A 12,985-nucleotide genomic window follows, 5' to 3' on the forward strand; every position below is an offset into this window, starting at 1 on the left:
ACTCGCCTACTGCTATCGAATTTGTCACCTCGGCCCACGACGTTAAGCCACCCCTCGACATACAGGGGGCTATGGAACTCCGTCGGCTCGTTCGTGGTCGTGTAAGTTGGTCCCGATTGGAGGACGTTGCACGCGAACTTGCCCGCCGATACGACCGCGACACCCTCCACATTCGGTTCCTCGAAGCGGATAACTGGCTTTCGACGCCGATGGTCGTCAACGACGAGTGGTTCGTGAAAGTCATCTCCAAGCAGAACTCGCTGGTCCACGCGCTCTTTACCACCGGCCGCAACCTCGGTGCGTTCTCCAGCGGGACCGAGGGCTTTTTCGAACACTTCGGGACGCCCTACCAGATGGCCGAACACGAGCTAGAAGCGACCGCAAAGCTTCGAGAAATCGGTCTCAACGCACCGAAACCAATCGAGGTGTTCGAAGTCGATGGCTTGGGCGTGCTCGTCCTCGAATACCTCCCCGACTTCCACACGCTCGATACAGCCCCCGAGGAGGAAGTGAACGAACTCGCTGGCGACCTCTTCGGCGCGTTGCGACAGATGCACGACAACCACCTCGCTCACGGTGACTTACGCGCCGAGAACGTCCTCGTCCGCGACGATGGCATCTACTTCATCGACGCGACGAACGTCAACGACGAGGGGATGTACGACGCCCGGTCGTACGACCTCGCGTGCGCACTCGCCGCGCTCGAACCCCTCATCGGCGCGAAAGCGAGTGTCGAAGCCGCCGGTGCGACCTACGAAAAAGAAGACCTCGTCTCGGCGGTCGATTTTCTGGACTTCGTCAACATCCGCCCCGACCACGACTTCGACGCCGGGGCGCTCAAAGGCGAAATCGACAAACAAGCGGCGTAACCGCTGATTCACCCGATTTTCCCCTATTCACACGGCAGTGGCTCGTCGAGACTCACGTCTCCGACGAGGGCGACACCACACATCGCTTGCGACCCGTGAATCCCACAGTCGTACTCGTAGATGCCCTCGTTCTCGAACTCGTAGGAGACTCTGCCCTCGCGCCCGACAGTCTCTGACTGAAAGTCCCACTCGGTCGCCACGTCGTGGAACTGCTGTGACCGAACGTTGTGGCTGAGTCCTTCGCGGTTCTCCCAGACGACGGTCGTGCCGGGGTCGATACTGAATCGCATTGGAGATAACGCCACGTCCACCATGGCGACGATTACTTCGTTGCTTTCTGTCGTCGTCTGCAACTCTGTTGTGGGCGACTCAGTCGTCGTCGCTTTCGGTGTCTCCGTTGGTTCAGTGGTTGTCGCCGTCGCTGTCGTCGTCGCATCCGCTGGTGTTTCTGTCGGCGACGACCCACCTTGTCCGATACACCCAGCGAGTACGCCAATGCCGAGCATCGAGAGCAGGCCGCGACGCGTATAGTCCATACTGCGACTGCGACGAGTTGTAAAATAAGGAATTTCCCAAATCTCACCCGAGTGGGTGAACTATTCGCCTTCGACGCCCTCGTAATCTGCGCCACCCATGTAGAGACGCGAGACTTCGGGGTCGTCGAGGAGGCTTCCGGCCTTGCCCTCGTAGGCGACGGTGCCTTGGTCGAGGACGTAGCCACGGTCGGAGATAGCCAACCCTTCGCGGGCGTTCTGTTCGACCATCAGGACGGCCGTTCCGAGTTCGTTTACCTTCTTCACGTCTTCGAACACCGATTTGACGATGTTCGGCGCGAGACCCGCCGACGGTTCGTCGATGAGGAGGACGTCCGGGTCCATGACGAGTGCCCGCGCGAAGGCGAGTACTTGGCGCTGGCCGCCCGAGAGCGTCCGTGCTTTCGCAGTTCGCTTCTCGTCGAGAATCTGGAACTGGTCGTAGAGTTCGTCGATTCGGGCTTGGAGTCCTCCCGAGCGGGCGACGCCGCCCATCTTGAGGTTCTCGTCGATAGTGAGCGACGAGAAGACGTTGTCCACCTGTGGGACGTAGCCCATGCCGATGCGGACGAGGTCTTCGGGTTCTTCGCCCGTGATGTCGCGGCCGCCGAGTTCGACGCTCCCAGTCCACGGCTTGAGGAGTCCGAAGACCGTCTTGAGGACGGTCGATTTCCCCGCGCCGTTCGGGCCGATGAGACAGACGATTTCTCCGTCGTAGATGTGGAGGTTCAGGTCACGGAGGACCTGTACCTCACCATAACCGCTATCGACGCCGCTCACGTTGAGGGCGTGGTTGGTCATGGGCCAGCACCTCCGAGGTAGGCCTCGATAACGCGTTCGTCGCTTCGGACTTCTTCGGGCGTGCCTTCCATCAGCACTTTCCCTTGGTCGAGAACGATAATCGGGTCGGCGAGGTCCATGATAAACGGCATGTCGTGTTCGATGATGAGGAAGGTTTGTCCCTCCTCGTTGAGTTCGCGGATGAACCGCTTGATGTCGTTTGCAAGCGTCGGATTCACCCCTGCGACGGGTTCGTCGAGGAGCAGGATGTCCGGGTCGGTCGTGAACGCGCGTGCCAACTCGACCAGTTTCATCTGCCCACCGGAGAGGTCGGTCGATGGCTGGTCGATGAGGTGACTAATTTCGAAGCGTTCGAGGAGTTCCTCGGCGCGTTCGAGATTCTCCCGCTCCTGTTTGGTCACATCGCTCCCGCGGAAGAACAGCGGGATGATTGATTCGCCGAGTTGCGAGCCAGCCCCGACGAGCATCGCCTCGCGGACACTCATTCCTTCCAACCGCCGAGGCGTCTGGAAGGTTCTGACGAGTCCGGCGTGTGCGCGCTCGTGTGGCGACATGTCGCTCACGTCGTCGTCGTTGACGTAGACGTTGCCTGCATCTTGGTCGTAGAACCCCGAGATGAGGTTGAACAGCGTGGACTTCCCCGCGCCGTTCGGGCCAATCATCCCGGTGATGGTTCCGCGTTCGACCTCGATTGAGACGTCGTCGGTCGCGACGAGCCCACCGAAGGCTTTCTCCAGCCCTTTGGTTTTCAACACGACGTTGCGCTTTCCGAGGGTCGCACCCTCGTATGTGTCACTCATTGGTCGTCAGCCTCCTTGCGGGCGCTCGGCCAGATGAGTTCGTCTTTCGGCGGCAACAGACCGTCCTGCCGGAAGCGCATCACGAGGATGATGAGTACGCCAACGAAGAGCAGGCGAAGCGGTGCCACGTCCAGGCCGAGCGACCCAATCGCTGGGACGTCGTTCAGGAAGCGCGTCCCCTCGCGGATTGCGATGACGACGGCCGCCCCGACGACTGCCCCGCGGTTCGACCCGGTGCCGCCGAGGATGACGGCAATCCAGATGTAGAACGTCGTCAGCGGGACGAGGTCAGACGGGTCGATGTAGAGGTTCAGGTGCGCGTAGAACGCGCCTGCGACCGCCATGATGACGCTCCCGAGGACGAACGCCTGCATCTTGAACCGGTAGGAGTTCTTGCCGAGTGCTTCGGCGAGGTCCTCGTCCGAACGAATCGTTCGCAGGACGCGACCCCACGGCGAGCGGTGAACCCGCCGCAAGAACAGGTAGGTGAGCGCGAGGAGGACGACGACCACGCTGGCCGTCGTCGCCGCATCGGTCAGCGGAAGCCATCCGAGCAGTTCGGGAATTCCGCTGATACCGCTCGACCCAGCGGTCCACTGGCGTTCGTTCAGGATGATGAGTCGAATCACTTCTGCCAGTCCGAGACTGGCGATAGCGAGGTAGTCCTCACGCAGTCGGAGCGTCGGAATGCCGATGAGGATGGCAATCAATGCGCTCACGACGATAGCCGCGAGGAAGCCGACTACCGGGTGTAAGCCGAGTCCGAGCGGCGAGTCCGGCGCGGTCAAGAGCGCGGCGCTGTACGCACCGATACCCCAGAATGCCGCGACACTGAAGTTGATGAGTCCGGCGTAGCCCCACTGGACGTTGAGTCCGAGCGAGAGCAGCGCGTACATGCCGACCAGTGCAATCTGGAACAGCAGGAAGCGCGGGCCGATGACGCCCGCAAGGACGCCACCGACGAGTGCCACGGTGATGACGAGAAGTATCGCCATGATGCGACGCTCTGCGGGGTCGCGGACGATGGTCTCGTTCATCCACGAAGTCACACTCATGTGGCATCACCTGCGATGCCGCTCGGTCGGACGAGCAAGATAGCGACCATGATGAGGAACGCGACCGCCGGGGCGTACCGCGAGCCAACGGGAATGATTCCCCACTGGTTGAACAGCGGCACGAGTTCGTGAACCATGCCGATGACGAAGCCACCGAGCATCGCGCCGTAGACTGAGCCAATCCCGCCGAGGATGACCGCGGCGAATACGATGAGCAGGATGTCGAAGCCCATCCGTGGACGGACGAGTTCTTCGAGTCCGAGGAAGACACCACCGGCGGCGGCGAGCGCCCCGCCGATGAGCCACATCGCGATGATGACTTCACGGGTTCGAATACCACTCACGCGAGCGAGGTCGGCGTTGTCGGCGGTTGCACGCATCTTGCGTCCTAACGTCGTCCGCGTGAGCGTCAGGTGCAACGCGGTCACGAGCAAGACGGTCAGGCCGACGACCACGAGGTTGCGCGGCGTGACTGCGATGCCGAGGGTCTCTCGAACCCACGGAATCGGTCCCTGTCGGGCGACACCGTAGCGCTCGGCGTCGGTCCCGAACGAGAGGTAGACGAGCGCACGATAGACGAGCGCGACACCGATACTCGTAATCAGGAGTCCAATCGACCCCGAGTCCTTCATCGGACGGTAGATGATGCGGTCAGTGAGAACCGCAATCACCGCGGCGGCGACCATGCCGAACACGAGTGCGACGAAGAACCACAGCGGGAGGCCGAAGATGTTCGCGTCGCCCAACATCGGTTGGAAGATGCCGACCGAGAACAGCGCCGAGAACGCACCGACGGTCATGAGGTCACCGTGTGCGAAGTTTGCGAAGTCGGCGATGCTGTAGACTAACGACAGGCCGATAGCCGCGAGTACGATGATGCTCGAAAAAACGATGCCGTTGGCAACGTACTGGAAGGGGCTGATTTGAAGTGCGATCACCGCACCAACCTCCTGTTAGTAGGCGGTCGGCACGCGGTCCGTACGTGCATCATCAGCTCGTGATGTAGTCGCCGTAGACGTATTCGTGATTCTCGACGCTGTAAATCTGGTAGAAGCCCGGTGGGTCACCGTTCTCGTCGAGGTCGACCGGGCCACTGACACCCTGATAGTTGATGTCGCTGGCAGAGCCACCGTCGTTGAGGATGGCGGCAGCGTCCTCGAAGTTGAAGACTTCTTCACCGTCTGGGCGCGTCACGTCGCGGACGACGCTTGCGAGTGCTTCGCTCGTGAAGTCGTCTGCCGCGGCGATAGCGAGCGCTGCGACGGTGACCGCGTCGTAGGCGTACGCGGACCAGACGGTCGGCGACGTGTCGTAGGCGGCTTCGAAGTTCGAGACGAAGTTCTGGTAGTTCTCTTGGTCCTGTGGGGCGCTCTCGGTGATGCCCTTCATGCCATCCATCGAACCCTCGGGCGTGTTCTCGATGATGGAGTCGGCGACGGTGGACTCTGCGCCGTAGTAGTCAACTTGGGTGTTGTAACCCTGGTCGAACCCTTCGTTGACCATGACGGTGTACTCGTTCGCGTAGGTGATGAACACCCACGCCGAGGCGTCCGTCGAGGCCATCTCGGTGAGAATCCCACTGTACGAAGACTGACCCTGGTCGTGAGGTTCGTTGTAGGCGACGGTGCCGCCGTTGGACTCGAACGTCTCTGCGAACACGTCGGAGAGGCCGGTCCCGTAGTCGTTGTTGATCCACGTGACAGCGACCGTCTCGTGGCCGTCGTCGGCGACGAGGTTGGCGAGTGCGCGACCCTTCGCCGCACCAGACGGACTCATACGGAGCAGGTCCGGACGGCTCGTGAGTTCGGGACTCGTACTGTTCTGACTGATTTGGACGACGCCTGCGTCGCTGGTCACGCTGTCGAAGATGGCGATAGAGACACCAGAGCCGACAGAACCGATGAGCAGCGGAACGCCGTCTTGGTTGACGAGCTTCTGTGCGGCGGCGACGCCTGCTTGGTTCGTACTCTCGTCGTCTTCGACGGAGACGTTGAGCGACGCACCGTCTTCGCCGATGCCGACGCTGTTGATTTGCTCTAAGGCGAGTTCGCGCCCACGGGTGTTGCGCTCGCCATACGGTGCGAGCGACCCAGTGAGCGAATCGACCATCCCGACAGTGTACGAGGACATGCCGCCCCCGCCACCGGATTCGGTCGTCGTCTCTTCTTCGCCACCACCGCCACCACCGCCGCCTCCGCCCCCGTTGGACTCGGTCGTGGTTGGTTCTTCGTCGCTTTCGAGACAGCCTGCGGTCGCGCCGACGAGGCCGAGGCCCGAGAGCTTCAGCATCGTTCTGCGGTCGAGTCTGTCCGTGCCTTGCGGTGACATAACAGTGAACACTCGCCTATTGTAATAGATATACCTGTGACCGTCCATGGTCGGTTATCGTCAAAAACCGCCGGACCAAGCTACCAACCACATAATTAGTTCACAAAAATTGTGGTGAAATATATGGTAGGGTTCCCCTTTAGGGGGGCTGTTAGACAACTCCGGGTGATGATACCCCCACTTGCGAACAACTTCGTGGCGGGCGAAACAACCGATGGGGCAGTTTCGTATCTCGAATCGCTCAACCAAGATGACGTCGCTGGCATTCTCAACGTCCTCGGTGAACACTACACCAACCGGGCGGAGGCCGACGCCGATACAGAAGAGTATCTCACGCTCGTTTCGCAACTCGGTTCGACCGACCTCGACGGGTGCATCTCGGTCAAGCCGTCGCAAATCGGCCTCGACATCGGCGACGACGTTTTCCGCGAAAATCTGGACCGAATCGTCACGACCGCGACCGAACAGGACGTGTTCGTCTGGGTCGATATGGAAGACCATACGACGACCGACGTGACGCTCGATGCAGTTTGCGAGTTCGGTCGCCGAACCGATGGGAACGTCGGCGTCTGTGTACAAGCGAATCTCAAACGCACGTCCGAGGACCTCGAACGACTCGCCGACGTGCCCGGAAAAGTTCGACTCGTGAAAGGCGCGTACAACGAACCAGCGTCGGTCGCATACAAGAAGAAATCGGAGGTCGATTCCGTCTATCGAGAACTCCTCGAATACATGTTCAGCGAGTTCGACGACGGTATAGCCGTCGGCAGCCACGACCCCGCGATGATTTCACACGCACGGTCGCTCGCCGACGAGTACGGGACCCCCTACGAGATTCAGATGCTCATGGGTGTCCGCGAAGACGAACAGCGAAATCTCGCCGCGGCAGGCGTCGAGATGTGGCAGTACGTCCCCTACGGCGACAAGTGGTTCCAGTACTTCTATCGTCGCGTCCGCGAGCGCAAAGAGAACGCGTTGTTCGCGCTTCGGGCAGTGACCGGACTCTAGTTCTCAACCCCTTTCGGGTCGAGCAGTTTCGCCTCGGCCTTTCGCAAGTGCTCTAAGAGCGTCGTCTTCGAGATATCGAGTTCCGCGGCGAGTTCGCGGGTCGAAACCTGGCGGGGCCACCTGTAGTAACCCTCTTTGCGTGCGAGTTCGAACGCCTGGCGTTGACTGCGCGTGAGCGTGTCGAGTCGTCGCCCTCGTTCCGGTTCTGCACCTTCTGCCGACGAAATCGAGGCGATGTTGATGTCGGCACCGCTTGCCTCGGCGACGGCGTCGATTCGGTCTTGAATCTCGTCGCGTGGGCCTGCGAACCAGACTTGCCACGTCTCTCTCCCTCGTTCGATTTGTGTGGGTGCGCTGTGGACGAAGCCCTGTTCGAGGAGTTTCGGACAGACCATATCTGACGGGTCGTATTCGAGGAAGAACTCTCGTGCCACCGACCCCGGTGCGACTCGTTCGCCACGCGGGTCGAATCGCTCTTGGAGTTCGAGAACGTCCCCCGTCAACTCGGAGTTGGCGATGGCGTCCAGCAGTTCTTCGACTTCTGCAACGCTGTTGCCGTATGCTGTGAACAGTCCGTTCGAGCGTTCGGTTCCTGCGGTCGGTGCATCGTAAATCGCGTGTGCGAGAATACCGCCCGGGTACCTGCCCGTCGCCTCTATGGCCCAACAGTTTGGATGCCAGAGGTCGAGCGTCAGGCGCGTTCCCGTCCCTGTCATGCGATCGCTCATACAGGGTGGGGTAATATTGGGTGTTCTAAGCGGCTGTCTATGCTCATCGTTGTCTATGTCTACTGGTATCGAGGCACAAAAAGTCACCCTCCCATGGACGGTATCGGGGTTATTAATGCAAGTTGCGCAAATATCACCACTATGGCGCAGGACGTTTATCAGCACTATATCAACGGTGAATGGACAGACGGCACCGGGGACGAGACCTTCGAGAGTACGAACCCCGCGACCGGCGAGACGATTGCGACGTTCCGACGCGGCACGCCCGAGGACATCGAGAACGCGACCGACGTTGCGGACGAAGCCTTCGAGGAGTGGCGCGAACTCTCGCACATCGAGCGCGCAGAGTACCTCTGGGACATCTACCACGAACTGCGTGACCGCACCGAAGAACTCGCAGAAGTCGTCACCAAAGAGTGTGGCAAGGAAATCTCCGAGGGCCGCGCCGACGTTATCGAGGCCTACCACATGGTCGAGTGGGCCGCAGGCGACGCCCGCCACCCGAAGGGCGACGTCATTCCGTCCGAGATTCCGACGAAGGACGCCTACATGCGCCGCAAACCCCGCGGTGTCGTCGGCTGTATCACCCCGTGGAACTTCCCGGTCGCCATCCCGTTCTGGCACATGGCCGTCGCACTCGTCGAGGGCAACACCGTCGTCTGGAAACCTGCCGAGCAGACGCCGTGGTGTGGCCAAATCATCGCCGAGATGTTCGAAGATGCCGGTATCCCGGATGGCGTGTTCAACATGATTCAGGGCTTCGGCGACGCCGGTGCCGCCATCGTCGATCACGAAGACGTGGACACCGTACTCTTTACTGGCTCTGCGGAAGTCGGCCACGAAGTCGCCGCCAAGGTCGCCCAGCAACCCGGCACGCTCGCGGCGTGTGAGATGGGTGGCAAGAATAACATCGTCATCACCGAGAAGGCGGACCTCGATATCGCCGTCCACTCCGCGACGATGTCCTCTTTCAAGACGACTGGCCAGCGCTGTGTCTCGTCCGAGCGCCTCGTCGTCCACGAGGACGTCTACGACGAGTTCAAAGAGCGCTTCGTCGCGAACGCGAAGAGCGTCTCGGTCGGTAACCCACTCAGCGAAGACACGTTCATGGGCCCGCTCATCGAACCGGGACACCTCGACAAGGTCCGCAAGTACAACCAACTCGCCAAGGACGAAGGTGTGAACGTACTCGTGGACCGCACCGAACTCGATGCCGACGAGATTCCCGACGGCCACGAAGACGGCAACTGGGTCGGCCCGTTCGTCTACGAGGCCGACGCGAAAGAAGACCTGCGTTGTACCCACGAGGAAGTCTTCGGTCCCCACGTCGCCCTCTTGAAGTACTCCGGCGACATCGAGGAAGCAGTCGATATCCAGAACGACACCGACTACGGTCTCGCTGGCGCGATTATCTCCGAGGACTACCGCCAAATCAACTACTTCCGCGACCACGCGGAAGTCGGCCTCGCCTACGGGAACCTCCCGTGTATCGGCGCAGAAGTTCACCTCCCGTTCGGCGGCGTCAAAAAGTCCGGTAACGGCTACCCATCTGCTCGTGAAATCATCGAGGCAGTCACCGAGCGCACCGCATGGACGCTCAACAACTCGAAGGAAATCCGCATGGCACAGGGCCTCTCTGCGGACATCAAGACGAAAGAAGACTAAGCTCACCGACGCCCCGCTGGCAGATTTTCTTTTGGATTTTCACAGACCGAGCGACAGCACTGGTGGGTGCGAAAGTTACGGAGTTAGCGACGAACAGAGTGCGTTCGCTCTGTATGTGAGGAACGAAGAGGGGCGATGGTTGGATGTCCCCGTCTCACCCGACGAGGTGAGGATGGGGGAGGGGAGCGTCCCACCGGGCCAAGGGACGCGATACGACGTGGCCACGTCGTTGTGAGTCCGCAACGGACCCCGAGAACGCTGCGGTGTGTGCGGCGGATGTGGAGTCGCCGACGTCTGGCGAGAAAAGCGCCTAATGCGTCGGCGATTTGTGCTTAGGAGTCGGGTTTGATAAACCCTCCGTAACAGTCGATAGCGCACCCCGTGCGAACGAGCGTCGTAGAAATTATGCAGTCGCTTCGACTTCGGTACGAAGCGCGTGTTCGAGGTTGTCGAGTTCTCTGTCGAGGTTGCGCTCGAAGAACGTCTCGACGCCGGGGAGCTTGCCGTCTACGATGAATTCGTTGATGAGGCGACTCCCGCCTTCGGTCTCTTCGATGGTGTGTTCGCCGGTCACGCGCATCACGCGAGAGCGACCCACGAATCGGACGAATCGCGGTTCATCGAGTTCGACGTCTTCGGTTTCGACTTCCACTGTCGAACGGATGAGTGGAATCGGCAGGGCGATGTGCCACGTCGCGCGTCGGCCATCGCTGGAAACGTCGAACCGTTCGACCACGCTGATAGCGTCTGCTCGCTTTGCAGGGTCGGAAATAAACGTCCAGACCTCCTCGACGGGGGCGTCGAATTCGAAGGTTCGCCTCACGCGGACGGTCATGAGATGTAGTCGTCCTTTGGTGGTAAAAAACCGCGGAATTGCGTTAGCTGCGGGTGACGCGCCACGTCGTCGAGCGTGCGCGGCCCCACTTTTCGATCTCGACATCTTCAGACTTTTCGGCCAACCGTGGCAGGCGCGAGCCAACCTGCTTTGCGGTTAGACCGATAGCCTCGGCGATGTTTTTGGCTCGGAAGTAGGCTTCCCCGTGGCTGACGCTATCGCGGAGATACGAGATAATTCGTTTTTCCTCGTCCGTGTAATCGGTCATCCTCGCCGCCTTTAGGGAATCTGTCTTCTTAACGGTTACTCGTCTTGCGCTCAGTAGAACATGTGCGCGCCGACGACTGCCATCGACGCAGCGATGATTGCCACTGCGAAACCGAGCGCTTTCGTCAACTGGTCGGGACCGGCCATCATCAAGCCAGCGCCGACGACTGTCAGCACACCAAAAAGAGCCGTAAAGCCGATAGACTTGTCCGATTCGACGGTCTTCGTTTCCATGTACGCGACTTTGCGGGTGCGCACTTAGTTCATTCGACACTCTGTGAGGTATGTTCACATTGTCCTGTTCCGTCCTCGGCCGGTCAACATAAATAGGAGTACACATGTGTGACATTCACGATGAGTTTCGTATCCGCGCTGTTCGGCAGTCGGCTCCGCATCGCTGTTGTCGCGCTCCTGTTCGTCGGCGGCGCAGTCGGCGGCGCATACGCAACAGGCATCATCGGTGCACCGACCGTTGAAAACGTCGAAAACCAATTTGCTGGTGTCAACGACACCCAGACCGTCATCGCGACGGACATCCACGTCGATAATCCGAACCCCATCTCGGCGAACCTCTCGGGGCTCTCGGTCGATTACGCCGTCACGATGAACGACATCGAGATGGCCAACGGGGCGAAAGAGGGCGTCGCACTCGACTCCGGCAACGCGACGATTCCCCTTCGGACGACGCTCGACAACGAGCGTATCCCGAAGTGGTGGGTCTCGCACATTCAGAACGGCGAACACACGACTCTCGAAGTCGATGCAACCGTGAACTCCAGCACGCTCGGCCAGTCCTTCGAGGCCCCCGAGATTACCCGGAGTATCGACACGGACCTCTTGTCGGCGTTCAACTCGACCGAGACGCGGGAAGTGAACGCTGACTCTGCTGTCGTCTCCGACCCGGTTCTCTACATCAACGAGACGAGCGCCGAGTGGGGCAACGCCACGAGCGAGCGAACGGAACTCAAACTCACGTTCGTCGTCCACAACCCCAAATCCTACCCCGTAGCAATCTCCGAACTCGGCTACAACATCTCGATGAACGACGTGAAAGTCGGGAACGGGACGACCGAATCGGGCTACGTCATCCCCGCACACTCCACCAAGACGATTACCGCGACGACCTACATCGAGAACGAGAACCTTGACGACTGGTGGGTGACGCATCTCGAACGCAACCAGCAGACTGACCTCCGCATCGACTTCTACGCGAAAATCGACGCCGGTGGAACGAACCTGCGAGTCCCGCTCGACGCGCTCACCTACGAGAAGTCGTTCGAGACGGATATCTTCGGCAACAAAGCCTCGACGGGCGGCCCGTCCGATACCAGCGACTCGGGTAGTGAAACCACCACGAGCGACGAGACAACGACGAGCGACTCAAGCGACTCGACGCAGACGACGACTTCGGCAGACGAGACAACGACCGATTCGACCGCGACGACGACCGAGAGCGATACGGCGACGACTACAACGACCACGTCGGCTGACGACACGACCACGACCGACGACGGAATCATCTACGCGTTCTGAGGCAGGTCATTTCTGACTCAGCCGACAACTCTTTACACCGGGCGACGATAGCACAGGGTATGACACGGAGTACCCATTCTCCTGATCGAGTTCTTCTCCCGCAATGAGAATCCCGTAACGGTCGAAAGCGACGACGAGAGCATCGTCGTCCAGTTCGGTGACCAACGGTGTGAACTGTCCCGTGATGCTGCTGCTGACTTACAAGAAGCCATCGGCTCGGCACTCACTGAGAAACGAGAGTTCTTCCGAACGGCCGGAGAGTACCGCCGAGACGGGAGTTACGTCGTCTCGCGGCGCGGTGCCGACTCGACTGGGAACGCGAAGGTGTTCACCAGTTTCGACGAACTGCGCCGCTTGTACGACCGCCTCCCGACGAACTTCACAGCCGAAGACATCGGTCGAACCGGTATCACCGGGTCGCGTCGCCACATGATTATTCGCCACTTCGGCGAGCATCCAGCCTTCGACTGCCGGATTTCGAGTCGGAATCCACTCACCGGGGAAAAGCAGTCGAAGAACGTCGACGACGGCGCAGAAATAGAGGTGTTCGCCGACTGAACGCA

General features: G+C 60.2%; 15 protein-coding genes. 5 read left to right on the forward strand and 10 right to left on the reverse strand.

Annotated features, from left to right (window positions below; genetic code table 11):
- The first annotated feature begins 71 nt into the window (after positions 1-71).
- Complete coding sequence (locus ACK509_RS02930) at positions 72-869, forward strand: RIO1 family regulatory kinase/ATPase (protein ID WP_410765001.1); 798 nt, start codon at positions 72-74, stop codon at positions 867-869.
- A gap of 23 nt (positions 870-892) precedes the next feature.
- Here the strand turns inward: ACK509_RS02930 and ACK509_RS02935 are convergent, their stop codons facing one another.
- The 6 genes from ACK509_RS02935 to ACK509_RS02960 are packed head-to-tail and all read right to left on the reverse strand — an operon-like array spanning position 893 to position 6,386.
- A complete protein-coding gene (locus ACK509_RS02935) occupies positions 893-1,405 on the reverse strand; it encodes a plastocyanin/azurin family copper-binding protein (protein WP_410765002.1) in 513 nt (170 codons plus the stop codon).
- Between the two features lie 60 nt (positions 1,406-1,465).
- Complete coding sequence (locus tag ACK509_RS02940) at positions 1,466-2,203, reverse strand: ABC transporter ATP-binding protein (RefSeq protein ID WP_410765003.1); 738 nt, start codon at positions 2,201-2,203, stop codon at positions 1,466-1,468.
- The gene (locus ACK509_RS02945; protein ID WP_410765004.1) at positions 2,200-3,003 is read right to left on the reverse strand and encodes an ABC transporter ATP-binding protein; all 804 of its coding nucleotides are present in this window, start codon (positions 3,001-3,003) and stop codon (positions 2,200-2,202) included. The genes ACK509_RS02940 and ACK509_RS02945 overlap by 4 nt, the downstream gene beginning before the upstream one ends.
- Positions 3,000-4,058 carry a branched-chain amino acid ABC transporter permease gene (locus ACK509_RS02950; protein WP_410765005.1) on the reverse strand — a complete coding sequence of 353 codons (1,059 nt, stop codon included), beginning with the start codon at positions 4,056-4,058 and terminating at the stop codon, positions 3,000-3,002. The genes ACK509_RS02945 and ACK509_RS02950 overlap by 4 nt, the downstream gene beginning before the upstream one ends.
- A complete protein-coding gene (locus tag ACK509_RS02955) occupies positions 4,055-4,996 on the reverse strand; it encodes a branched-chain amino acid ABC transporter permease (protein ID WP_410765006.1) in 942 nt (313 codons plus the stop codon). Before ACK509_RS02955 ends, ACK509_RS02950 begins: the two co-directional genes overlap by 4 nt.
- A 52-nt stretch (positions 4,997-5,048) precedes the next feature.
- Complete coding sequence (locus ACK509_RS02960; RefSeq protein ID WP_410765007.1) at positions 5,049-6,386, reverse strand: ABC transporter substrate-binding protein; 1,338 nt, start codon at positions 6,384-6,386, stop codon at positions 5,049-5,051.
- A gap of 168 nt (positions 6,387-6,554) precedes the next feature.
- Here ACK509_RS02960 and ACK509_RS02965 point away from each other — a divergent pair, with 168 nt between their 5' ends.
- Entirely contained in the window at positions 6,555-7,394 is an 840-nt protein-coding gene (locus tag ACK509_RS02965; RefSeq protein ID WP_410765008.1) for a proline dehydrogenase family protein, read from the forward strand.
- On the opposite strand, the gene ACK509_RS02970 is transcribed toward ACK509_RS02965, so the two are convergent.
- On the reverse strand, positions 7,391-8,122 hold the full coding sequence (locus tag ACK509_RS02970) for a helix-turn-helix domain-containing protein (protein ID WP_410765009.1): 732 nt from the start codon (positions 8,120-8,122) through the stop codon (positions 7,391-7,393). The genes ACK509_RS02965 and ACK509_RS02970 overlap by 4 nt on opposite strands.
- Positions 8,123-8,263: 141 nt before the next feature.
- On the opposite strand from ACK509_RS02970, the gene ACK509_RS02975 reads away from it, so the two are divergent.
- A complete protein-coding gene (locus tag ACK509_RS02975) occupies positions 8,264-9,787 on the forward strand; it encodes an aldehyde dehydrogenase family protein (protein ID WP_410765010.1) in 1,524 nt (507 codons plus the stop codon).
- Between the two features lie 403 nt (positions 9,788-10,190).
- Here ACK509_RS02975 and ACK509_RS02980 read toward each other — a convergent pair whose 3' ends face one another.
- Genes ACK509_RS02980 through ACK509_RS02990 form a run of 3 tightly spaced genes read right to left on the reverse strand, consistent with a single transcriptional unit; the run spans position 10,191 to position 11,123 of the window.
- On the reverse strand, positions 10,191-10,622 hold the full coding sequence (locus tag ACK509_RS02980; RefSeq protein ID WP_410765011.1) for an SRPBCC family protein: 432 nt from the start codon (positions 10,620-10,622) through the stop codon (positions 10,191-10,193).
- A gap of 43 nt (positions 10,623-10,665) precedes the next feature.
- A complete protein-coding gene (locus ACK509_RS02985) occupies positions 10,666-10,890 on the reverse strand; it encodes a hypothetical protein (RefSeq protein WP_410765012.1) in 225 nt (74 codons plus the stop codon).
- Between the two features lie 50 nt (positions 10,891-10,940).
- Positions 10,941-11,123 carry a hypothetical protein gene (locus ACK509_RS02990; protein WP_410765013.1) on the reverse strand — a complete coding sequence of 61 codons (183 nt, stop codon included), beginning with the start codon at positions 11,121-11,123 and terminating at the stop codon, positions 10,941-10,943.
- A gap of 120 nt (positions 11,124-11,243) precedes the next feature.
- Here ACK509_RS02990 and ACK509_RS02995 point away from each other — a divergent pair, with 120 nt between their 5' ends.
- On the forward strand, positions 11,244-12,422 hold the full coding sequence (locus ACK509_RS02995) for an LEA type 2 family protein (RefSeq protein ID WP_410765014.1): 1,179 nt from the start codon (positions 11,244-11,246) through the stop codon (positions 12,420-12,422).
- A 174-nt stretch (positions 12,423-12,596) separates the two neighbouring features.
- Positions 12,597-12,980, forward strand: coding sequence for a hypothetical protein (locus ACK509_RS03000; protein ID WP_410766241.1), 384 nt, complete (start codon positions 12,597-12,599; stop codon positions 12,978-12,980).
- Positions 12,981-12,985: the final 5 nt, after the last annotated feature.

The organism is Haloferax sp. DFSO60 (assembly GCF_046557615.1).
Classification (GTDB): domain Archaea; phylum Halobacteriota; class Halobacteria; order Halobacteriales; family Haloferacaceae; genus Haloferax.